The organism is Flavobacterium myungsuense (assembly GCF_042677265.1).
GTDB classification, from domain to species: Bacteria; Bacteroidota; Bacteroidia; order Flavobacteriales; family Flavobacteriaceae; genus Flavobacterium; species Flavobacterium myungsuense.
On sequence record NZ_JBHTIZ010000026.1, the window covers coordinates 21182 to 46279 of the forward strand.

At 33.1% G+C, this 25098-nt stretch carries 18 protein-coding genes and 1 tRNA gene; 14 read left to right on the forward strand and 5 right to left on the reverse strand.

Features of this window, described 5'->3' with window-relative positions; all coding sequences use genetic code 11:
* The first annotated feature begins 116 nt into the window (after positions 1-116).
* The 13 genes from ACFQ0S_RS10335 (at position 117) to ACFQ0S_RS10395 (ending at position 19667) form a co-directional block, all read left to right on the forward strand.
* Entirely contained in the window at positions 117-1265 is a 1149-nt protein-coding gene (locus tag ACFQ0S_RS10335) for an Mrp/NBP35 family ATP-binding protein (protein ID WP_379757249.1), read from the forward strand.
* A gap of 62 nt (positions 1266-1327) precedes the next feature.
* Positions 1328-1567 (forward strand): NifU family protein, encoded by a 240-nt coding sequence (locus tag ACFQ0S_RS10340; RefSeq protein ID WP_151106824.1) that lies wholly within the window; start codon positions 1328-1330, stop codon positions 1565-1567.
* Positions 1568-1635: 68 nt separating this feature from the next.
* Positions 1636-1953, forward strand: a complete 318-nt coding sequence (locus tag ACFQ0S_RS10345; RefSeq protein WP_379757252.1) for a ferredoxin — start codon at positions 1636-1638, stop codon at positions 1951-1953.
* 257 nt (positions 1954-2210) lie between these two features.
* Positions 2211-6407: a hybrid sensor histidine kinase/response regulator transcription factor gene (locus ACFQ0S_RS10350; protein WP_379819091.1), complete on the forward strand. Its 4197-nt coding sequence runs from the start codon at positions 2211-2213 to the stop codon at positions 6405-6407.
* 188 nt (positions 6408-6595) lie between these two features.
* Entirely contained in the window at positions 6596-9676 is a 3081-nt protein-coding gene (locus ACFQ0S_RS10355) for a SusC/RagA family TonB-linked outer membrane protein (RefSeq protein ID WP_379757258.1), read from the forward strand.
* A 93-nt stretch (positions 9677-9769) separates the two neighbouring features.
* Entirely contained in the window at positions 9770-11242 is a 1473-nt protein-coding gene (locus tag ACFQ0S_RS10360) for a RagB/SusD family nutrient uptake outer membrane protein (RefSeq protein ID WP_379757261.1), read from the forward strand.
* A gap of 38 nt (positions 11243-11280) precedes the next feature.
* On the forward strand, positions 11281-12369 hold the full coding sequence (locus ACFQ0S_RS10365) for a LamG domain-containing protein (protein ID WP_379757264.1): 1089 nt from the start codon (positions 11281-11283) through the stop codon (positions 12367-12369).
* Positions 12370-12558: 189 nt separating this feature from the next.
* Positions 12559-13842, forward strand: a complete 1284-nt coding sequence (locus ACFQ0S_RS10370) for a hypothetical protein (RefSeq protein ID WP_379757267.1) — start codon at positions 12559-12561, stop codon at positions 13840-13842.
* A gap of 11 nt (positions 13843-13853) precedes the next feature.
* Positions 13854-14912, forward strand: coding sequence for a glycoside hydrolase family 130 protein (locus tag ACFQ0S_RS10375; protein ID WP_379757270.1), 1059 nt, complete (start codon positions 13854-13856; stop codon positions 14910-14912).
* On the forward strand, positions 14912-16201 hold the full coding sequence (locus ACFQ0S_RS10380; RefSeq protein ID WP_379757272.1) for an MFS transporter: 1290 nt from the start codon (positions 14912-14914) through the stop codon (positions 16199-16201). The genes ACFQ0S_RS10375 and ACFQ0S_RS10380 overlap by 1 nt, the downstream gene beginning before the upstream one ends.
* 107 nt (positions 16202-16308) lie before the next feature.
* A complete protein-coding gene (locus ACFQ0S_RS10385; protein ID WP_379757275.1) occupies positions 16309-18027 on the forward strand; it encodes a hypothetical protein in 1719 nt (572 codons plus the stop codon).
* 12 nt (positions 18028-18039) lie between these two features.
* Positions 18040-18375, forward strand: coding sequence for an alpha-amylase family glycosyl hydrolase (locus tag ACFQ0S_RS10390; protein ID WP_379757278.1), 336 nt, complete (start codon positions 18040-18042; stop codon positions 18373-18375).
* Positions 18372-19667 carry an alpha-amylase family glycosyl hydrolase gene (locus ACFQ0S_RS10395; RefSeq protein ID WP_379757281.1) on the forward strand — a complete coding sequence of 432 codons (1296 nt, stop codon included), beginning with the start codon at positions 18372-18374 and terminating at the stop codon, positions 19665-19667. Before ACFQ0S_RS10390 ends, ACFQ0S_RS10395 begins: the two co-directional genes overlap by 4 nt.
* Before the next feature lie 432 nt (positions 19668-20099).
* On the opposite strand, the gene ACFQ0S_RS10400 is transcribed toward ACFQ0S_RS10395, so the two are convergent.
* The 4 genes from ACFQ0S_RS10400 to ACFQ0S_RS10415 form a co-directional block, all read right to left on the reverse strand.
* Positions 20100-20184: transfer RNA gene (locus tag ACFQ0S_RS10400), tRNA-Ser, on the reverse strand.
* A 62-nt stretch (positions 20185-20246) separates the two neighbouring features.
* Complete coding sequence (locus ACFQ0S_RS10405) at positions 20247-21275, reverse strand: asparaginase (protein WP_379757284.1); 1029 nt, start codon at positions 21273-21275, stop codon at positions 20247-20249.
* Entirely contained in the window at positions 21265-22401 is a 1137-nt protein-coding gene (locus ACFQ0S_RS10410) for a 1-acyl-sn-glycerol-3-phosphate acyltransferase (RefSeq protein ID WP_379757287.1), read from the reverse strand. The genes ACFQ0S_RS10405 and ACFQ0S_RS10410 overlap by 11 nt, the downstream gene beginning before the upstream one ends.
* A gap of 67 nt (positions 22402-22468) precedes the next feature.
* Positions 22469-23236 (reverse strand): TatD family hydrolase, encoded by a 768-nt coding sequence (locus ACFQ0S_RS10415; RefSeq protein WP_379757290.1) that lies wholly within the window; start codon positions 23234-23236, stop codon positions 22469-22471.
* Positions 23237-23335: 99 nt separating this feature from the next.
* Between ACFQ0S_RS10415 and ACFQ0S_RS10420 the strand changes: the two genes are divergently transcribed.
* Positions 23336-23773, forward strand: coding sequence for a retropepsin-like aspartic protease (locus ACFQ0S_RS10420; protein WP_379757293.1), 438 nt, complete (start codon positions 23336-23338; stop codon positions 23771-23773).
* A gap of 52 nt (positions 23774-23825) precedes the next feature.
* Here ACFQ0S_RS10420 and odhB read toward each other — a convergent pair whose 3' ends face one another.
* Complete coding sequence (gene odhB / locus ACFQ0S_RS10425; RefSeq protein ID WP_379757296.1) at positions 23826-25052, reverse strand: 2-oxoglutarate dehydrogenase complex dihydrolipoyllysine-residue succinyltransferase; 1227 nt, start codon at positions 25050-25052, stop codon at positions 23826-23828.
* Between the last annotated feature and the right edge of the window lie 46 nt (positions 25053-25098).

The following is a 25098-nucleotide window of genomic DNA, read 5'->3' on the forward strand; positions in this document are numbered from 1 at the left end:
ATCGTTTTATTTCATTTAACATTAATAACATTTTGATTTCTTTAACTGTTATTTCAAAAGAATTCGTATTATCTTTGCAATCTAAAATAAGTCTTAATTAAGACAAGAATCAGGTTATGAAAATAGAAAAGAAAGACATTCTTAAAGCTTTAGAAACAATTACTGTTGCTGGCGAAGGGAAAAATATGATTGAAAGTGGTGCTGTCACTAATGTAGTTACATTTGCAGATGAAGTGATAGTTGATTTAGTTTTATCAACACCAGCCATGCACATCAAAAAAAGAGCTGAAGACGATATTAGAAAAACGATTCAGGACTTAGTATATGCTGATGCAAAAGTAAAAGTAAATATTAAAATCGAAGCGGCTCCAAAAACTACTACAGATGCGAATACCATTAAAGGAAAAAATATTCCTGGAATAAAAAACATTATCGCAGTAGCCTCAGGAAAAGGTGGTGTAGGAAAATCTACAGTAACAGCAAATTTAGCAGTAACTTTAGCTAAAATGGGTTTTTCAGTAGGTATTTTAGATGCTGATATTTACGGGCCGTCTATGCCCATTATGTTTGATGTAGAGTCTGCAAAACCAGTTTCGGTTGCTGTTGACGGAAAATCAAAAATGAAACCAGTAGAAAGTTACGGCATAAAAATACTTTCCATAGGTTTTTTTACAGCTCCTAGTCAGGCAGTAATTTGGCGTGGTCCAATGGCTTCAAAAGCATTAAATCAAATGATTTTTGATGCCGATTGGGGCGAACTGGATTTTATGTTATTAGACTTACCTCCAGGCACGGGCGATATTCATCTATCTATAGTACAATCGTTACCAATTACTGGCGTTGTAGTTGTTAGTACACCTCAAGCAGTAGCTTTAGCCGATGCTAAAAAAGGGGTTTCTATGTTTATGTCAGAAGCCATAAATGTTCCCGTTCTTGGAATTATAGAAAACATGGCCTATTTTACCCCAGAGGAATTGCCAAGCAATAAATATTATATTTTTGGCAAAGAAGGCGCTAAAAATTTAGCAGAAGATTTACAAGTACCTTTCTTAGGAGAAGTTCCTATTGTTCAATCCATTCGTGAAGCGGGAGATTACGGACGCCCTGCAGCTATGCAAACTGGTTCAGTAATTGAAACCGTTTTTGAAGAAATTACTCGAAATGTGGTTCAGGAAGTAGTGAGCAGAAACGAGAATTTGCCTCCTACAGAAGCAGTAAAAATAACTACAATGGCTGGTTGTTCAGCTGTTAAAGGTAAAAAATAGATTGTAAAGGAATTTACTTTTAAAGATAATCCAACAATCAAAAAATACTAAAATCGAATACCATGACAACAGAAGAATTAACAAGTAACGTACTGAAAGCACTAGACGAAATTAGACCTTTTTTAAATTCTGATGGAGGAGACATTTCACTCATTTCTATAGAAGACAACAAACATGTAAAAGTGCGTCTAGAAGGGGCTTGTACCAGTTGTAGTGTAAACCAAATGACACTTAGGGCTGGGGTTGAAACTACTATAAAAAAGTTTGCTCCACAAATAGAAACTGTTGTCAATATTCTTTAAAAACAATCCTAACTTAAATACAAAACATTCAAGATGATAACAATCGTTAGCAGCTTAAAGTAAACATTATGGACGTATTAATAAAAATAAAAGATAGAGAAGGAGTAATTCATGAATTGCAAGCACCAACAGATATGGCAATGAATATCATGGAATTGTGCAAAGCCTATGAGCTTCCCGTTGAGGGCACTTGTGGTGGTATGGCCATGTGTGCTTCGTGTCAGTGCTATGTATTAAATGATGTTTCACTTCCTGAAATGGGAGAAGATGAGGAAGCCATGCTTTCAGAAGCTTTTTATGTAAAACCCAATAGCAGACTTGGATGCCAAATTCCAATAACAGAAAGTTTAGAAGGATTAGAGTTAGAGTTGGCTCCTGAAAATTAAAAAAAAGCTATCATAGTGTAAATTATTTTGGGTTAAAATTTCTAATCGAATACTTAAAGAAAAGCTTCTCTTTTTAGAGAGGCTTTTTTTATTGAGTTTATGTTCTTTCATTAAAATAAAATAGCTCGCTCTTTTTTCCTATATTTGAAGTAATTAAGTTACATCGATTTCGGTCCATTTTCTATTCATTCAACGAAATTAGAGATGTATTTACCCAAATAACATACAAAATAATCAATGTGCTGAAAATCAAAAATTTGCTAATTAGTATTATTTGTATAGCATTTACTTCTTGTAACACTAATGACAAATCTTTAGCTCTAAACATTGCTTCTAGTAAAGATTCAGAATCTATAAATTCTAAAATCCTCACAAAACAAACCGCAACACCTTTAGATTCTAGTAAAAATATCAACTCAAAATATTTTGTCGAGCAATTAGACAATACTAAGGGATTATCAAACAGTTCTGTAAACTCCATTTTTCAGGATTCTGAGAATTTAATTTGGATAGGAACTTGGGATGGATTAAACCGCTATGATGGTAATAATTTTAAAATTTTCAGACCTGAATTAGACAATCAAAATAGTTTAAGCAATCAGGTAATACTTAAAATTGAGGAAGACTGTTCGGGTAAGATTTGGATAGTAACTATGCATGGAATCAATCGATATGATAAAAAAACAGATTCCTTTAAACGATATTATTTTACAAGAAAAAACAAACCCCCATTATCAGAATCAGAATTCAACATCGCTCTTGATGCTTCAAAAACAGTGTTTTGTGCGGTAAAAGATTGGGGAATAGGCTACTTTAATGGAGAGCGTTTTCAATTATTAAAAATTAAAAACCTTTCTACAAAAGCCGTTAAAAAAATGGAATTTACCTCAACTGGCGAATTGCTTGTCTTATTTGAAAACAATGAGCTCTACTCTTTGTCATTTAGAACAAAAAATAATGGTGAAAAATATATTTCTAAAGCGGAAATGATTTCTAACAAAATTCAAACATTTAGAACAATTTCCAATAAAAAAGCTTGTTTGATATCAATAGATGGGAATGTTATTTTTTATTCCTTATCTGATAAAAAAAGCCAATCTATTCTTGATAAAAAAGTGGAGGACATCATTGGGGATATCTCCGAAGGACTTGTTTTCTATAGTAAATCAGGATATTTTATTTTAGATGATGCGGGAAATACCATAAGTAATTCATGGATGAAATATCTAAACAATCAAAAAATTACCACTTTAATTCAAGGAAATGAAAATATAATTTGGACAGGAACTGATGGAGATGGTATTTTTAAAATGTATCCGCTTAAAAAATCATTCAACCTAATTTCAAACAAACAACTCCCAGAGTTAGACGGTGGAATTGTTAGAGCCTTTTTAGAGGTAGATGAAAATTCTTTTTTGGTTGGTACAAAAGGAAAAGGATTGTTTCGATTTCCATCAAATTTCTATAAAAATCCTGAGAAACCTTTACAATACGAAACCTTTAATGAAAGTAACAGCTCTATTAATAATGCAGTGTATGCTTTATGCAAAGGTCAAAACGGTCTAATTTTTATTGGTTCTGATGGAAATGGAATTACGATTTTCGATACAAAAAAGTCAAAAATCGTTGATTGGAAAACCATCGAAGGAAATGAAAAATGTGATTATTTTAAATCTACTTATACCATTTCGCAAGATAATAAGGGTTTCATTTGGCTTGGAACTAATGGCTATGGCATGATTCGTTGCAAAATTGAACGTTCAGGAGAAAAACTAAAAGTAACCGAATTCAAGAGATATCTCGCAGATGATAATCAAGTAGCATCCTTAAGTAGCAATATTATTTTTTCTATAGTTCCAAGGAATGAAAACCAACTTTGGATTGGCACAAGACTAGGCGGATTAAATCTGTTTGATAAAAAATCAGAGCTATTTCAAACCTATAAAAATATAAGCAATGATTCTGAAAGTTTATCCAACAACGACATACTTTGTCTCCATACCGATACCTTAAATAGACTTTGGATAGGCACCAGCTTTGGTTTGAATTTGCTAGAAGATTTAAAAAGCAACGGAAAAGCAGTATTTAAAAGTTTTACCGTTAAAGACGGATTGCCTAATAATACCATTCACGGAATTGTCACTGATAAAAAATCTAATTTATGGATAAGCACCAATTTTGGATTATCAAATTTTAATCTTAGAAAATATAAATTTATTAATTATACCAAAAATGAAGGACTACAAAATAACGAATTTGCTGACGGAGCATTTTATCGAGATTTTAAATCCGACTTTATTTTTATGGGGGGAATAAAAGGATTTAACTATTTTCTACCTGAAAAAATTAAGGAATCATCTATTATTCCGGACTTGCTCATAAATAAAATTAGTGGACAAAACCAAACCATTCCTTATTATCAAGGATTAGTAATTACTCCTACAGCCAGCACTTATCCTTCGATTGTTTTAAATTACAATCAAAACTTTTTTGATATAGAACTTGCTGCTTTAACCTATTTCAATAGCGAAAAATGCAAGTATGCGTATCAATTAACGAATTTTGATAAAAATTGGAATTTCATCAACAACAGAAGAACTATTTCCTTCACTAACGTTCCGAAAGGAAATTATTCTTTGTGGATAAAATGGTCTAATAGCGACGGTATTTGGAGCAAACCCGTTCATGCTGTTGATATTCGTATTAAGCCCGTCTTTTGGCAGTCTAATCTTGCTATAGCAATCTATTTTGCATTGATTGTGCTTTTTATATTATTTGTTTTGAGCTATTACAAAAAACGAGAATCCTTGAGCCAAAATATACTTTTCAGAAAAAGAGAAGAAGAACTTCATGAAAACAGACTTACCTTCTTTACAAATATTGCTCATGAATTTCAAACACCTTTAACTTTAATTGTTGGTCCTATACAAAAATTAGCTGAAACTTCGAATCTTAGCGAAAGAAACCAGAAATTCATTCACATGATTCAACGTAATTCGTCCAGATTATTATTCTTAACCCAACAATTACTAGAATTTAGAAAGGCCGAATACGATTATTTAGAAGTTACGGCAAGAGAATTTGACATGGTAAACTTAGTCGAACAAATCGCTGAACTATTTGACGAATGGGCATTAGATAAAAATATTAATTACAATCTTGATATTCCATCTACATTGCCTGGGTGGTTTGACAAAGATAAAATTGAGAAAATAGTTTTTAATTTGATGTCAAATGCTTTTAAATATACTCCTGTAAATGGAAGAATTAATCTTAAATTCAGCATTGAATACAAAGCTGTAAAAACATTAAACATTACCATCGTCAATACTGGAAAGGGAATACCAAAAGAAAAAATGGAATCTTTATTTGATCGATTTTTCTTGTCAGACACTAATAGAGCATTAGATAACGATATGTTTAGAACGGGTATTGGGCTTGCTTATACTAAAAAACTAGTTACTGTATTAAGAGGAGAGATATTGGTTTCGAGTATTCCTAACAAAGAAACGATTTTTACTATTTTGGTTCCTTGTGGCGAAGAATCATTTAGCGAAAAAGAAATGGATGCTGAGATAAGTCCTATTTTAATTTCTCATCATCTTAAAAATATTCTTGAAGAAATTCCTACTAAATCTGATGAAACTCCAAATAAAATTTCATCACTAGAAGTATTAGAAGACAATCGTAAAACGATATTAATTGTAGAAGACGAGAAGGAAATTCACCTATTCCTTAATGATTTATTAGATGAGAAATACAAAATTATGACGGCATACAATGGTTTAGAAGCCTTAGAAATTATTGAAAATCAGATTCCTGATATTATCATTAGTGATGTAATGATGCCCATTATGGATGGCGTAGAACTTTGTAAAAAGATAAAAACCAACATTAAAACTTGCCATATCCCTTTTATTATGCTTACTGCAAAAGATTCTGTTGTACATCGAATTGAAGGTCTGGAAAGTGGTGCTAATTCCTACATTCCTAAACCCTTTTATCCCGACCATTTACTAGTAAGAATTCAAAAACTGCTGGAAGAAAAAGAACTAATTTTAAAACACTTCACCCAAGATACATTGGTCGAAAACATTGCTACTCTTCCTATAAATAATGAAGAAAAAGATTTTATAAAAAAAATAATTGAAATTATCCGCAAAAATATAATTAACGAAAATCTTCAAAGCTTATTTATCGAAAAAGAATTAGGCATCAGTAATTCACAATTGTACCGAAAAACCAAGCAAATTTTTGGTTTAACTCCTGGAGATTTAATCCGAACAATTCGTTTAAAACATGCCGCAGAACTTTTACGTAAAAATATATTTACAGTTTCTGAGGTTTGCTATCAATCCGGCTTTAACAATCGTTCCTATTTCTATCGTGAATTTAAAAAAATGTATGCCACAACTCCTAAAAACTATCAACTTAAATACATTTTAAAGAATTAATTTTTTTTAAAACATTGTAAATCAATGCTATTATTTCTAGTGTACACTTTTGATGAAATAGTGTACACTTTCTTTATACTCTTCAATTACTTTTATTGACAGATTACTACAACGATATATTAACCTATTAATCTTACGTAAAATATGAGCAAATTGTACCTAAATAGTAATGATTTTAAAAACTTAAAATGAAAAATAGTATTATATATAAATTAGTTTTTCTGTTAAGCCTCTTTATTGGAGCTATAATCAATGCTCAAACCGTTAAGGGTACTGTTTCAGACAGCAATGGTCCGCTGCCGCAAGTAAATGTTTCTGTTAAAGGTACTAGTACAAGCACCGCTACCGACTTTGAAGGAAATTTTACAATTAACAATTTAGATGCAAATGCTGTTTTAATTTTTAGTTTTACTGGATATCAAAATCAAGAAGTTGCAGTTTTAGGCAAAACAAATTTACTCATTACTCTAAAAGAGGATATGAAATCTTTAGAAGAAGTTGTTGTAGTAGGTTATAGTACACAAAAAAAGAGCAGTGTAACTGGGGCTATCTCTACGGTGAATTTAGAAACTCTAAGTAAATCTGTTTCTCCTTTTATATCGCAATCGCTACAAGGCTTGGCTGCTGGTGTAGCTGTTACTTCAAATACTGGAGCTCCTGGAGAAGGAGCTAGAATCAGAATTAGAGGAGTTGGATCAATAACTGGTAACAATGCCCCAATATACATTGTAGATGGCGTTCAGACTCAAAACGCAATGGACTTTCTATCTCCTGAAGACATTGAAAATATCAGTGTACTTAAAGACGCTGCAACTGCCGCAATATATGGCTCAAGAGCTAATAATGGCGTGGTGCTTATAACTACTAAGAAAGGTAAAAAAGGACAAGCAGCTAAAATTACATATAGTTCTATTTTCGGTGTACAATCACACGGCAAGTTAACTAAAATGGCTAGTACTGAGGATTATGTAAAAATATTCAATGAAGCAGCCGATAATGATAACGCACTATTGCCAGTCGAGCAGGCTATTTTGTACAGAAAAAAGATTTCTCCAGAATTAGCTGCGACTTTGCCTAATGTAGACCATTTGTCTTCTGTTTTTAGAAATGCAGCGATGCAACAACATCATTTAGGAGTAAGTTTTGGTACTGAAAAAACTACGGTTAATCTTTCAGGAGGTTATTTCAATCAAGACGGAATACTGTTGAATAGTTCTTATAAAAGAATAAATGGTAAAATTGGTTTAAATACCGAGGTAAAAGATTGGTTGAATATTGGAATCAATTTAAATGTTTTTAATGATAAGAATCAAATAGTAGGAAGTTCAGGAGATGGTTTTGGTGGAAATGGAGGAAGTGCTATTCGTTATGCTTTTTTTAGAACTCCTGCAATTCCTACTTATGGCGCAGATGGTAGTTATCTTGATTTACCAGAAAACTCAAACTTTTTTGGAGATGGGTATAATCCTGTTGGATTACTAGAGAATACTGACAATGTCAGAATAAATAATGGTGTTTTTGGAGATGTTAATTTCAAAATCAATTTTACTAAAGATTTATTTCTAGTTTCTACTTTTGGTTTAGACCGATCGAATTCTAAACAAAATAGATTCAATAAAACTTGGGGAACTAGAAACAGAATAAACAACCCTAATTCACTTACGGTTTCTAGCAATTTGATATCTAATTTATCATCAAGCAACGTATTGAATTTCAAACATGTTTTCAATGAAAACCATCATTTTAATGCGTTAATCGGAACAGAGAGAATTGATGATAATACCGAAATAGTTGAAGCTAATGATAGAGATTTTATTGATCAAAATAGAATTTTGGTACAATTAGGTAATGGTCGAGGTCTTAAAAATAATAGCGAATTTAAAGCTAAATCAATATTATTGTCCTATTTTACTAAAGCCAATTATGATTATGATTCTAAATATTTTGCGTCTGCAGTAATAAGAAGAGATGGTTCTTCTCGATTTAAAGATGGCAACAGATGGGGTACTTTTTATTCTGGCTCTATCGGTTGGAGAATCGATAAAGATTTCTTAAAAAACAGTGAAGTAGTCGAAAAATGGATGTTACGTGTAGGATATGGATCTGTTGGAAACCAACAAATTCCAAATTTTGCCTATACATCTAAAATTGGTACAAATTATAATTATCCTTTTGGAGGTGTTAACCAACAAGGAAGTACAGTAGTTTCATTAGGAAATGAATTATTGAAATGGGAAACCAGTAATCAAATAGACATTGGTACTGACATTAGCTTCTTTAAAGGAAAACTTGAATTTACATTTGATTATTATCAAAAAACTACCGAAAATCAGCTTCTAGGAATTTCTATACCTTCCTCTTTAGGCAATGTATCTCCTCCTATTCTTAACGCTGGAAAAGTATTAAACAGAGGCTATGAATTTGATGTAAAATACAATAGCAAAGGAAAAGGAAACTTTAGTTATTCTTTAAAAGCTAATGCTGCTCTGCTACACAATGAAGTTTTAGAATTGGATAGTCCTATTTTAGCGGGTCGTATTGATAATAATATCTATGCCACAAAAACAGAAGTGGGTCAACCCATTGGTTCCTTTTTCTTATACGAACAAGAAGGTATTTTTCAAAACGCTACGGATATTTTCACACATGCTTTTCAAGGAAATAGCATTCGTCCAGGCGATGTAAAATATAAAGATCAAAACGGTGACGGCACTATAAACGATTTAGATAGAAAGCATCTTGGAAGCTCAATTCCTAAAATAACTTATGGTTTTAATGCTGAGTTTTATTATAAAAATGTCGATTTATCCTTATTTATTGCTGGGGCTTCTGGACAAAAAATATACAATCAAATAAATACAGATATAGAAGGTTTTTATCGCCCTTTTAATGTAACTCAAAGATATGTAGATGAACGTTGGACTGGCGAAGGAACCAGTAATACACAACCTTTAGCTTCTTGGGCAGATAAAGCAAATAATACAAAACCCTCTACCCGATTCTTGGAAGACGGTTCCTTCTTGAGATTAAAAAATATTCAATTAGGGTATACTTTTAATAAAAAAATGATTGAAAAATTTCATATTTCTAAATTAAGATTTTATATATCAGCATCAAACTTACTAACGTTGACAAAGTACACAGGACTAGATCCGGAGTTTTCAACTAATGACAACTCAAGATCTGAAGGAGATTTAGCTGCAGGCATTGATTTTGCAACTTATCCAAATGCTATAGTGTTACAATCCGGATTTCAAATAACATTTTAATATAATGAAAGGAGCATGACCAAAAATTGGTCGCAAAAACCAATGTTGATTCGCAAATTACATATGACCTTAAAAAACAATAAATATCAACAAATGAAAATTAAAAAAACATTTTGTGCTATAAGTTTAGTACTGCTATTTGTAAGTTGCAGCACTAACTTAGACACAGAACTACAAGGAGAATATACAACAGAAACATTTTTCAAGACTAAAGATCATGCGGTTCTAGCTATAAATGCTACTTATAAAATCGCTTCTTTCAATAGTACAAATAATCTTTTATGGGTTTTTGGAGATGTAGCATCAGATGATACCGTTAAAGGAGGAAATGACGGTGACCAAAGTGATATTAACTTTATTAATAATTTTACAGCAAACCCTGATAACGGGGCTGTAGAAGCTTTTTGGAAACACTATTACGAAGGAATTTCAAGAGCTAATAACGTAATTTATTATGTGCCAAATATTCAAATGGAATCTGTTCTAAAAGATCGAATTATTGCAGAAGCAAAATTCTTAAGAGCCTATTATTATTTTCATTTAGTAAATATTTACGGAAACATACCTTTACGATTGACCCCTGCACTAAATGTAAATGATTTAAGTATTCCGCTTTCTACAGTAACCGTTGTTTATGCGCAAATGGAACAAGACCTTAATGATGCTTCAGCTTTATTACCCATAAATTATCCAGCTACAGAAACTGGAAGAGCTACAAAGGGAGCAGCGTTAGGCTTACTTTCTAAAGTATATCTTTTTCAAGAAAAATGGCAATTGGCTTTAACAACCGCAAATGAAATAGACGGTTTAGGGTATGGATTAAGTCCAATTTATAGAAATAATTTTGAGATTGCTCATGAAAATAAAATAGAATCTATCTTCGAAATTCAACATGTAGGAGGTCAGATTCCTGCTGCGGGCTCTTTTCTTAATCAATATGTATCTCCAAATGTCTTAAACGGCTATTTCTTTAATGCACCAACAGCAAATTTTGTTAATGAATTCGAAAAAACGGCAACCGAAATTGTTGATCCAAGATTGGATTATACAGTAGGAAGAGCTGGTAATAAATGGGTAGACGGACAAGATTTTATGTCAGAATGGTCTCCCGCAACCGGTTATTTAGATAAAAAACAAGCGCAACCAGTGGCTGTTGACCCAATTGGAGATGGAGGATTGAACTATGTTTTCATGAGATATGCCGAAATACTTTTAATAAAAGCAGAAGCCCTAAATGAATTGAATAGAGGTAACGAAGGGACAACTCCATTAAACGCTATAAGAAAAAGAGCTCGAGAAAGCTATTTATTTGATAATGCAATAATTGGTTTCGGAACGATTCCAGCAGATTTATTGCCTGATATTACTTACACTAATCAAACTTCTATGAGAGATGCTATTCGGCATGAAAGAAGAGTAGAATTAGGATTAGAGTTTCATCGATTCTATGATGTAATACGATACGGAAAAACGTATGCAGAACAAGTACTACAAAATTTTAATTATGAAAAAAACAGGTATTTCCCTATACCACAAAGCGAAAGGGACACTAATTCAAAAATTTAACAAACCTTAATATTAAACACTTTTAAACATTAAACACTATGAAGACTACAAAAAAATTTAAATCGAAAGCATTCATTCTTGCCTTTCTTATCGCAGGAATGACCTTTGTTCAAAGTTGCAGCAATTCTGATGACGACCCTGCTGTTGTAATTAACAAAACAAGTTTAGAAGCCGCTATCGCGACAGCAACAGCTACTTGGACAGCTGCTGTTGAAGGAAGCGCAAAAGATCAATATGTAATTGGGTCAAAAGCTCAGCTGCAAACTTCTTTAGATTTAGCAAAAGCAGTATCAGCTAATGCTTCGTCAACACAAGTTCAAGTTGACAATGCAGTAATTGCATTAAACCAAGCGTTAGCAACATTTGCAACTAAAAAAATTGTTCCTATAGACGCGGCAAATTTATTAGGGCAATGGACTTTTGATGAAGGCACTGGATCGACAGCAAAAGATTATTCTGGCAATAATTACAATGGAACTTTTGGATCTGCTGTTGCAGGTTTAGGTGGTCCAGCAGCTGGAGTAACAGGAACTGCATTACCAACTTGGACAACTGATAGATACGGAAATGCAAATAAAGCATTGGCATTTGACAAAGGCGCTAAAATTACAATTCCTTACACATCAGCTTTAAATCCTCAAAAAATGTCAATCTCTGTTTGGATAAATGTAGCTGAGAAAAAAGACGGAAACAGATTTATGGGATTACATTCTTGGAATGGATTTAAATTTGAAATTCAAGGTGGTAATTTACCTTTCTTTACAGGTAATACAGCTGATGGAACTTATGATAGAGATAATGCTGGAACTGCTGTAGATTTAAATAAATGGTACAATTTAGCTGTTACTTTTGGTGATGGAAAAACAACTTTCTACATCAATGGTGTATCTGTAAAAGCTTGGGACAACACACCTGGAACATTAAAAGCAGTTATAGGACATGATTTAGTATTTGGTGTAGACTCTAGTAAATATGCTGCAACTCCAGCAAACTATGATGCTGATAAAATTATTCCTGCAGAATGGGGTGGATTTTTTCATGGTTCATTAGATGATATCAGAATCTACAAATCGGTATTGACTGATTCACAAGTTAAAAGTATCTATGATGCTGAAAAAGCTCCTTAATACTATTTCTTTTTTAGTATTTTAAAGAAAACAAATAGGGAAGTGTATAGCCAAATCACTTCTCTATTTTTTTAATTTTTTTCTAAATAATTGCTCTGTAATTCCACGGAAAATTATTTTAATGCCCATTTTTTCAAAAATCATGCAATTCCTTTTTGATTTCAAACAAAATTATTTTATCCGAAACTAATGAAAAAGTTATTCTTAAACACAAACCATAAAATAAGACTTGTTTTCTTGCTTTTATTCTTTGTTTCTTGTTCAAAAAGCGAAGTTTCAAATCCTCCACCAGTTCAGCCTATTGATAATTCAGTAAATCTGAGTCATTTTAATAAACTTTATAAGGAGATTGATTTTAATGGAAAAAAAGCTGCAATGATTTATATCTATAGTGATTTTCCAAATTACGAGCCTGTTATTGCTCCTGGAGAAGGGATTTCTTGTGTAGATGATGTAGCAAGAGCAATAATTGTATTATCAGAATACATTGATGTTTACGGAACAACTCCTGATTTAATTGATAAAATTAAAAAGTTAACCGAATTTGTGTTAGGCATGCAAAACGAAAATGGTTATTTCAACAATTTTGTTTTTAGTAATTTAAGTATAAATACGACTTACTCCACATCTATTGCAACTCTCGATTGGTGGTCTTTGCGTGCTTTATGGGGATTAGAAACAGCTTATCCTTTATTGCAATCGGATGACGATTTAAAACAAAGAATTGAACAATCTATAAGTAAGTTAGTATCAAACATAAAAAGAGATTTGCCAATTACCAATCTACAAACTGAATTTATAAACGGTATTAAATATCCAACTTGGTTGCCACAAAAATATGCTTCGGATCAATCTTCGGTATTAATTCTTGGCTTATTAAAAAATTATGAAAGAACGGCTGATACTAGTGACAAATTATTGATTGATGCTCTTGCTCAAGGAATTATGGTATTACAAAAAGGAGAAGGAGATAATTATCCTTATGGCGCTTTTATGAGTTATAAAAATTTATGGCATGCATGGGGAAACGATCAATCTTATGCTTTATTAAAGGCAGGAATAGCATTCAACAATCAAATTTATATTGATAGTGCTCTCAAGGAAATAAACGGATTTTATCCTAAATTAATAAAAAGTGGTTACGCAGAAGCCTTTTCTATTCAAGCATCAGGCAGCAATTTTTCAGAAATTTCGAGAATTAAATTTCCTCAAATTGCTTATGGAATTAGACCCATGGTTTCAGCTACAGCTACAGCCTATCAATACACAAAAAATAATAGTCAATTAACGCTTACAAAAAACATAGCCGCTTGGTTAACAGGAAGTAACGAGGCTAGTTTGCCCATGTACAATTCTGAAACGGGTGTTTTCTATGACGGAATTGTTAGCGCATCAGAAATAAACAGAAATTCAGGAGCTGAATCAACTATTGAAGGCTTGTGGATATTATTACAATTAGAAAAATTAAAATAATACATAACAAAATGAAAGATATAGCAAAACGGTTTCCTCAAAATCCACTATTATCTCCATCCGATTTACCTCCAAGTACCTCAGGTTTAGAAATCACCTGTTTACTTAATCCAGGCGTTTTTCGGTTTGATAACAAAACTTGGCTTTTAGTTAGAGTTGCCGAAAGACCCAAACAAAACGATACTTTCATTTCTTTTCCAATATTGACTGATTCTGGTAAAATAAAAATAATTGAAATCCCTAAAAATGATCCTGAACTAATTGCCAGTGATGCCCGAATCATTAATTATAAAGGAATCGATTATTTAACTACACTTTCTCATTTGCGATTAGTTTGTTCGGATGATGGAATTCAGTTTTATGAACCTAAAAATTATCCTACTCTAGTTGGCGAAGGAATTTTAGAAGCTTTCGGAATTGAAGATTGTCGCGTTGCATTGATTGATGGAACGTATTATTTAACTTTTACTTCTGTGTCAGATAACGGAGTTGGAGTTGGTTTAAGAACGACTACAGATTGGAAGGAATTTCAAAAACCAGGAATGATTTTACCTCCTCATAATAAGGATTGTGCCATTTTTGAAGGAAAAATTAATGGACAATTCTATGCTTTACATCGTCCAAGTAGCGTAGAAATTGGAGGTAATTATATCTGGATTGCTTCATCACCAGACGGAATACATTGGGGAAATCACAAATGTATAATTAAAACTAGAAATGGACTTTGGGATTCAGCAAGAGTTGGCGCAGGAGCCTCTCCAATAAAAACCGAAAAAGGTTGGTTAGAAATTTACCACGGAGCGAATCACGATCATCAATATTGTTTGGGTGCTTTTTTAATGGATTTAGAAGATCCTTCTATGGTAATCGCCAGAACAGAAGAACCCATTATGGTGCCTTCGACAAGCTATGAATTAAGTGGGTTTTTCGGAAATGTTGTGTTTACCAATGGGCATGTTGTGCATCCTGACGGAGATACGATTACCGTTTATTATGGAGCATCCGACGAATTTGTTTGTGGTGCCGACTTTTCAATTGCAGCAATTTATTCACTTTTAAAATTTAACTAATGCTAAAAAAAATTAGAAACGAAATTAGTCACTTTAAAGGCCAGTCTCACAATTTTCAAATTCTGATTTTAACGAATATGGTTTATGCCTTGGTTCTGCCGGTAATAGATATTTTTGTAGCAGCATATATTATGCGAAACTCTAGCGATACTTCAAAAGTAGTTATTTACCAATTGGCCATTTATACTGGAATTCCGCTTACTTTTTTGCTGAATGGTTTTCTATTAAAACATTTTAATATCCGAAAACTATACTCTGCTGGAATGATGCTTAGTGGTGTTTCGATGATTATCATGATGTCATTAAAAACGCTAGATTTAACCGGAATAGGAATAGCGGGGATTACTATGGGACTTTCCTTTGGTTTGTATTGGTCCAATAGAGATTACCTTGCACTTGCTATTACGAATGATAAAAACAGGAATTATTATTATGGGTTAGAGACTTTCATTTATACCATTATTGCAATAGCTATCCCAGCAACTATCGGCTGGTTTATTCAATCCAAAACAGGAGAAGCCGAAAAACATACCGCTTATTTAACTATTACTGGAATTGTTTTTTTGATTACTATTACGGCTTCGATTGTTTGTTTTAGAGGAAATTTTGAAAATCCCATTCAAAAAAAATATATCTTTTTTAAGTTTCACTCTTTATGGTACAAGCTATTGTCTTTAGCAACATTCAAAGGTTTAGCACAAGGATTTCTGGTAACTGCACCAGCAATGTTGATATTTAAATTATTAGGAGAAGAAGGCGCTTTAGGAAAAGCACAGTCCATTGGAGCAGTTCTGGCGGCAATAATTATCTATTTATTAGGGAGATTTTCCAAACCATCAGATAGAATAAAAATATTCACGGCTGGATTAATATTGTTTGCTTCAGGAGCTTGCTTAAACGGCTTTCTATATAATAAAACGGGGGTAATAATATTTCTCTTATTATTGCTTATTGCAAAACCATTGATGGATTTGGCTTATTTTCCTATTCAATTAAAAGTTATTGATATTGTTTCGCATATTGAAAAAAGAGGAGAATTCACTTATATTTTAAACCATGAAGCTGGTTTGTATGCTGGACGATTATTGGGGGCTGGAACATTTTTAGTGTTGTATTATACCATATCCGAAGACTTTGCACTACGGTATGCGATAGGAATAATTGCCTTATTACAATTATGTTCTATTTATATCAGCAAAAAAATCATTGCCGAAGGAAATTTACTTTCACCGGAAGAATCCGTAATTGACAGCAAGGTGTTGAGTGAAGTTGCCGAGAAATTAGTTTAAAATTTTTATCTTACGTCAGTTCGAGTTTTTTTTGTGTAGTAAAACGGAACAAAAAATGTATCGAGAACAAATAACCTATCTGGTTTTTCAACTAAATCAAACAAAATATGAATACTATTTTCAAAATCCCTTTCGTTGGTCTGTTTTTTATCCTTTTCGGGATAAACGGAATAGCACAAGTCCAACAACAAAAGATTGCTCGTGTCGATCAAATGCCCAACTTACCGCAACCACTGGAAATCATTGACTATAAAAAACTGGCAGTGAGTTTTGACAGTACGGTCTATGATTTCAATGCCAAAGGTAAATTTTGGCCAATGGTATGGATTGACAGTACTAAAAAGAATTTCTCTCAAAATGTTGTAGGATTATATACTGCTGTTGGTGACGTTCGGCAAGGAACCAACAACAAAGGTATGTTTCATGAAGCTCTTGCCACAATGGGAGCAACTTTAGGAGCTAGTTTGATTGGGATTGATAAGAGTAAGCAAAAAAATTATGTTGGAATGCTCAAAAACTATTTCAATTCAGAAACTAGTTGGAATATTATGATGAATAATACCTGTCCCGAAGTCGCTTTATTGGGCGGTGGTTACGGTCGTGACTGGTGGTATGATGTGTATCCGAATCTTTTGTTTTATGCCGTTTATGACCAGTATCCAAATGAACCTGGTTTTGACGAAATTGCCAGAAGCATCGCCGACAAGTTTTATGAAGCAGATATAATTTTGAATGGAAACTATGATTATTCCTATTTTGATTATGGCAAAATGAAACCCATGAAAAATAACATCTGTACTCAGCCAGATGCCGCTGCCGGACATGCTTGGGTTTTATATTCTGCGTATAAAAAATTTGGTGATACAAAATATTTGAAAGGTGCGATTAGCGCATTGACGGCTCTGCAATCGCAACCCATAAATCCAACGTATGAATTGTTGATGCCTTTTGGAGCTTATTTGTCGGCAAGAATTAACGCTGAAGAAGGCAAGAATTTCGATACCAATAAAATATTAGGTTGGACTTTTGACGGAACAGCGATATGTCGTGAAGGTTGGGGCGTTTTGGTGGGCAACTGGAATGGAATAGATATTTCGGGAACAGTTGGTAGTACCGTAGATCACGGCGGATATGGTTTCTTGATGAATACTTATGATATGGCTTGGCCAATGGTGCCTATGGTGCGATACAACCAATCCTATGCAACGGCCATTGGAAAATGGATGTTGAACGCCGCAAATGCATCACGATTTTTTTATCCACATTACATGCCAGACGAACATGAAACGATTCCTCAACTGGCCGAGGTTACCAAGGGAGTAATTGGCTATGAAGGGATTATTAAAAAGTCGAGTTATAAGGCGCATGAAAATTTGGAAGGGCCTGTATCTCAAGGAGATGGTCCGCTTTGGATGCCGGGTCAAAATCCCGAAGAATCCCAGTTCAGCGTTTATGGTAGTGGACATGTTGGTATTTTTGGAAGTATTATCCGCACAACCAATGTTAAGGGGATTCTTCAATTAAACTTATTGGCAACGGATTTCTTTAGCGAAAAAGCCTATCCTTCTTTTTTATATTACAATCCCTATAATACCAAGAAAAAAGTTTCCATTAATGTAGAACATGGGACGAAAGTAGATTTATACAATACTGTCACCGGAAGTTTTGTGGCGCGCAACGTTTCTTCTTCCAAAATAATTTCACTGGCTCCCGAAAGTGCAGCAGTAATTGTTTGTGTCCCTTCAGGCGGAAAAATTACTTATGAAGGTGCTAAAATGCTGGTAGATGGTATTGTAGTAGATTATATGGTGAAGCAAAAAAAATAAAAGCACTTACTAATGAATCCTAAAATTGTAATTGCAACATTCATTTATTTTCTCTTGTTTAACATTAATTATGTAAAAGCACAACATGTTGCCGTTACCAAAAAATGGTGGAAAGAAACTGTTTTTTATCAAATCTACATGCCCAGTTATGCCGATAGTAATGGCGATGGATTTGGTGATTTTAGAGGGATGACCCAAAAGTTGGATTATTTACAAGGAATAGGAGTCAAAGGAATCTGGCTTACACCTTTTTTTACCTCGCCAAAAGTGGACAACGGTTATGATATTGCCAATTATTATGAAATTGATCCCACCTATGGAACCAAAGCCGATTTTGATTTTTTTTGAAGGAAGCTCATAAAAAAGGAATAAAAGTAATTATGGATATGGTTTTGAATCATACTTCCACGGACTGCAAATGGTTTCAAGAATCTAAAAAATCTTTAGATAATCCCTATCGGGATTATTATATCTGGAAAGACACAACAAATAATTGGGAATCTTTTTTCGGGGGAACTGCTTGGCAAAAAGATACTTTAACGAATCAATATTATTATCACAAGTTCGATAAAAGAATGGCAGACCTCAACTGGTCTAATCCTAAAGTGATTAATGAGGTTCAAAAAGTATTGCGGTTTTGGCTAGATTGTGGAGTCGATGGATTCCGATTGGATGTCATCAATTTTTTGACTACCAACGGCATTACAACCGATAATCCCATGAAAGATGGAGTTCAAGAACATCTCAATGACAGCAATCAATTGGGCGTTTTAGCTGCCATGAAAAAGATAAAATCGGTGGTCAATAAATATGAGAATCGTTTTGTTGTGGGAGAAATTGGAAGTGATAAAATTGAAGTTTTAAAACAATATCAATCTCCTGATTTGCTGGACGTGGTTTTTAACTTTAATTTCGGAAGCATAGACAAATTCTCTGCCCAACGTATTTTTAACGAACTTCAAAGTATGGAAAAAAACATGAGCAATTATCCAACTTTGTTTTTTGGAAGCCATGATATGCCTCGAATGATAGACCGACTCGCCGATGGTAATCCAGAGAAAGCGGTAGCATTAGCTGCATTGATTCTTACAGCAAAAGGAGTTCCTTTTATATATTATGGAGAAGAAATAGGAATGCATAATATCGTAGCTGAAAATATCGAAGAAATGGTCGATATTCAAGGGAAAACCTATTATCAATTGGCATTGAATAAAGGTAAAAATTCTCAGGAAGCACTCCTGGAAGGCAACAAACACAATAGAGATAAATCGCGGAGTCCAATGCAATGGAACAGCAATGCTTTCGCGGGATTTTCAACTGGGAAATCCTGGATAGAAATTAATTCGGATTACAAAGAAATCAATATTGAAAATTTAGACCACAAAAAAAATTCAATTCTCAAAAACTATAAAAAACTAATCCATTTACGAAATAATGAAAAAGCATTACAATATGGTTTATACTACAAATTGGAATATATTGATAATCAAATATCTTTCACTCGGATTTTTGAAAAGGACAAGATAACCGTAATTGTAAATTTTGGATTAGAAAAGAAAGTGAGTCTTCCAAAAAGAGCAAAAATACTAATGGGAAATTCAAATTTGAAACCAAACAATTTTATTATTTACAAAAGCTGAGATAGCTTTTTGTTATAGATGAAAGCCAAGCCAACACTTTTGTCGCTAAATTTTTCCTTACCTCGAAATATCACAAATTCAGATTACTAATACATTGATTCCAAAGATTTTGGTAGTGGTTACAAACAAACGTTTATCCCAACAATATCTCTTACGAAGAGTCGACAAACAGGAAACTTTCTGGTATTGATTGGGGGGGGGGGGGGGGGGAATCAGTCATACAGATGAAGAGCGAGAGATTCAAAAACTCACTTCAGGAACTTTTATCCAAATGGACATAGGGGAACATCATATCTGATTGGTCATGATTTGTGGGAATCATTTCCGAAATATGGCTAGATACAGATGCCAAAAACCCTTCTAGTGAAAAGGATATCATTCGTTTATATGATGGTATTGGGAGATAATAAATCGGCTTAAAGATTTTTTATGCAGAGAGGAAGGGATTCGAACCCTCGATATGTTGCCATATACACGCTTTCCAAGCGTGCGCCTTCAGCCACTCGGCCACCTCTCTAATTTATTTTAGGGTGCAAATAACCATAAAAAATCCGAGTAAATAAAATTTAACTTAAATTTTTATGATAATTCGCCTCTTATCGAAGTTTCGAAAATTGTTTTAAAAAGACTTGGCGCTACTTTTTGTCCTAGTAAATACATCAACTTTGTAATTGCAGCCTCAGTAGTACAGTCTTTCCCTGAAATAACACCTGCTTTTTTGAGCATGATGCCTGTTTCATATTGCCCCATATTTACACTTCCGCCTGAGCATTGGGTAACATTTACAACATGCAATCCTTTTTTAATTGCTGTTTTTAATGCTAAGAAAAACCACTCCTCTGTTGGAGCGTTACCCGAACCATAGGTTTCTAAAATTACTCCTTTTAGGTCTGGAATATTTAAAATAGCTGAAAATATGGATTCATTTATTCCCGGAAACATTTTTACAATAACCACATTATTATCTAATTCTTTATGAATTTGTAATTTTTTCTTTTTGCTTTTTGATAAAAATAGTTCTTGATTTATTTTTAAATGAACCCCTGAAATAACCAAAGGCGGATAATTTGGTGATGAAAATGCATTAAAGTGTTCTGCATTTATTTTTGAGGTTCGGTTACCTCTATATAATTTATATTCAAAATACAAACATACTTCTTGAATTACAGCTGCGTTTTTATTTTGCAACGAAGCTATTTGAATGGCTGTAATTAGATTTTCTTTAGCATCTGTACGCAAATCTCCTATTGGCAATTGTGACCCAGTAAAAATGACAGGTTTAGTAAGATTTTCAAGCATAAAACTCAATGCCGATGCTGAATATGACATCGTATCTGAGCCATGCAATACAACAAAACCATCGAATTTAGAATAATTATATTCAATAATCGTAGCAATTTTAATCCATTCTGAAGGATTCATATTAGATGAATCGATAGGAGTGTCAAATGAAATCGTTTCTATAGTACAATCTAAGAGCTTTAATTCGGGGATTTTTTCAGATATTTGACTAAAATTAAAAGCCTTTAAAACTCCAGTTTCAAAATCTTTCATCATACCGATAGTTCCACCAGTATAAATTAAAAGAATATTGGGTTTAGATGACATTTTGATATTTTAATTTATTGACCACCGGATTGGCATACATATTTAAAAAACCTTCTAAAGCGACGGGATTATTTCCGTCTATTTTAATTTCTAAACGCCTTTCAAAAAGAGACTTCTCATTTTCAGTATAAAAGTTGCTGAATTTATCTGTTTTATAAAGAATGTCATAAGCAATAAAATTGGTAGGCCAAAGTTTATAACTTTTTAAAATTGAATCATCAATCACCTGAGCTAAAGCTTGAATTTGTTTATTTGAATTATCAAATTCTTCATTAATAAAATCTAATTCAGTATTCAAGACTTCTCCAACATGGATGTGGATATGCTTCTTTTGACCTATAATTCCGCTCAATAAGGTCGTGAAATCTTCATTTTTTTCTTTGATGTAAATTTCATTATTTGCTTCAGCCATTAATTGAGGCATTTTCAAAGCATCTGTTGGGTCGTATTCGTAAGAAATGGATACTGGAACAATTTTTAGTTTTTTAAAATATCCCATCAAATTATCTTCGGTCGAACCCATAGAAAGCATCTTTAAAACTCCTGAGTGTGTAGCATCATTTCCATCTTTAGTTCTGCCTTCGCGCTGTGCAATCCATACAGAACGATTTTCTCTCAATAGTAATTGTCCAATATAATCAGACATTAGCTTAGAACTTAAAAGCATTTCTCTTGGCGATAAACCTCGTTGAACAAGAAAGTTTCTGTTTAATTTTGCTAAAGTATGCATAAAAGCCTTTTTGACTAAATTGTCGCCAATAGCAGATGCTGTCATTACTAAACCATTGTCAAATAAGGAAGCATTTAACAGAGAGGTATCTAAAATAATATCTCTATGATTGGATATATATAAATAGGCTGTGTTTTTTTCTAATTTTTCAAAACCAGAAGTAGACAATCCATCGGAACTTTTTTCTAAGACTTTCTGAACAGATTGATAAATAAAATTACATTGAAAATCTCTTATTGAATGTGTCTTTTTGAGTTGCTCTTTCCAAACATTGTCCTCAATATCAGGAAATGTAAAATTCATCAATGCTTTCATCATAGGATGATTTAAAGAAGAGCATATCGCTTCATTTATTTCAGCATCATAGAAAGGACGAATTTTATCAAACTTTTGCATTTTTTAACATTTTTTTAAAATATACACAAATGAACGAAAATAAATTTAAAATTACCATTTGATTGCATTAAATCCCAAAAATTGCTTTAGAATTTTCTGTTGTAATTCGAGCAATTTCTTCAATGGGAACTTCATAAATTACAGACAGTCTTTCGGCAACAAGTTTGGTATAACTGCTTTCATTTCGTTTGCCACGAAAAGGAACCGGAGACAAATAGGGAGAATCCGTTTCTAAAACAATATTTTTAATATCAACATCTTTTAGAAATCGGTCTATTTTTCCATTTTTAAAAGTAGCAACACCTCCAATTCCAAGTTTCATGTTTAAATCGATGGCTCTTTGTGCTTGTGAAAAATCACCTGTAAAGCAATGGAAAATTCCATACAAGTCAGCAGCATGTTCACTTTCCAAAACTTCAAAAACTTCATCAAATGCATCACGACAATGAATATTAATAGCGAGTTTATACTTTTTTGCCAATTGAATTTGATGTTGAAATGCATCCTGTTGCTGCTTCAAAAAGGATTTGTCCCAAAACAAATCAATCCCAATTTCCCCAATCGCATAAAACTTCTTTTTGGCAAGTTCAGCTTCAACATGCGCTAATTCTTCTAGATAATTTTCTTTAACGTACGTTGGATGTAAACCCATCATTAAGAAAATATTCTCAGGAAATTGAGCTTCCAAATCGTACATTTTTTGAGTATAATTAGAATCTATTGAAGGTATAAAAAACCGTGACACACCCGCTTCTATAGCACGATGAATCATTACTTTTCGGTCTTCATCAAATTCTTCAGAATAAAGATGGGTATGTGTGTCAGTGAGAATCATTTTTTTCTTGTTGATAGTGACAAAAATACTTCAAAAAAGGTTAAAAAAACGATGTACTTTTGTTACCTTGGATATTATAACCTTTGTTCAATATAAAAAATGAAAACCCTTCCTGACCTTCTTAAAAAAGAAAATTACAAAAGAATTAAATTTAAAGTTTCAAAAACCCAGCATTTACTATTAAAAGCTAGCTTAAATGGCATAAAAGGAAATTTTATATTAGATACAGGAGCCAGTAATAGTTGTGTAGGTTTTGAATGTATTGAATTATTTCAATTAACCGCTGGAAAATCAAAAACTAAAGCGGCAGGAGCTGGAGCAACTGGAATGTTTACGCAAATTGCAAAAAACAATACATTACAACTTAGTACCTGGAAAAAAAATAACTTTCATTTGGTGATTTTTGATTTATCGCATGTAAATGAGGCTTTGATACAACACAAAGCAAAGCCAGTTCATGGAATTATTGGGGCTGATATCTTATTGGAAGGAAAAGGAATTATAGATTATTTTAATCATTATTTGTATTTGAAATAAAAAATCCCAAACTTTTTGAATTTGGGATTAGATTTACAAAAAATAAAATTATTTACAATTCAAATGCTTTTTTTGGATTATTATCGCAAAGTAATTCTACTGGATTTTCCAAAGCTTCTTTAACAGCAACTAAGAAACCAACAGACTCACGACCATCAATAATTCTGTGATCATAGGATAATGCCACGTACATCATTGGGTGAATTTCTACTTTGCCATTTACTGCAATAGGTCGCTCAATAATATTGTGCATTCCTAATATACCTGATTGTGGAGGATTAATAATTGGAGTACTTAACATACTTCCAAAAACACCTCCGTTAGTTATGGTAAATGTTCCGCCGGTCATATCGTCAACGGTTATTTGTCCGTCACGTGCTTTTATAGCTAATCTTTTTATATCAGCTTCAATGCCTCTGAAAGTTAAATTTTCTGCGTTTCGAACTACAGGAACCATCAACCCTTTTGGCCCTGAAACGGCTATAGAGATGTCGCAAAAATCGAATCCTATTTTATAATCACCATCCATCATTGAGTTTACATCTGGATACAATTGTAAAGCTCTTGTAACTGCTTTTGTAAAAAAGGACATATAACCCAAACCTACTCCACCGTGTTTTGCTTTGAATGCGTCTTTGTACTCGTTTCTTAAGGTATTAATTGGCGTCATGTTTACTTCATTAAAAGTAGTTAACATGGCAGTTTCATTTTTTGCAGCTACCAATCTTTCGGCTACTTTTCGACGTAACATAGATAACTTTGTTCTTTCAGTACCACGAGACCCTCCTGTTGGAGTTCCCATTGATGGGACAGCATTAACGGCATCGTCTTTAGTGATTCTTCCGTCTTTTCCTGTACCAACTATATCTGATGGTTGAATGTTTTTTTCTTCTAATATTTTTCTAGCGGCAGGAGAAGGCGTTTGGGATGAATAAGTTGTAGGTGCCACAACAGGTTTAACTGAATCTGCCTTTACTTCAGCTTTTGGGGCTTCAATTGGTTTTACAATTTCGGTAGCTGTAGCAGCTCCTGATGGTTTTGCAGCCCCTGTATCTATTAAGCAAACTACTGCCCCAACAGCAACAGCGTCGCCTTCTTCAGCTTTTAGCGTTATGATTCCGCTGGCTTCTGCTGGCAATTCTAAAGTTGCTTTATCAGAATCAACCTCAGCAATGGCTTGGTCTTTTTCTACATAATCTCCATCTTTTACTAACCATGTTGCAATTTCAACTTCTTTTATTGATTCCCCTGGCGATGGGACTTTCATTTCTAAAATCATAATTTTTTTGTTTACTATTTTGGTTATTTAATGATAAAAGTTCTAA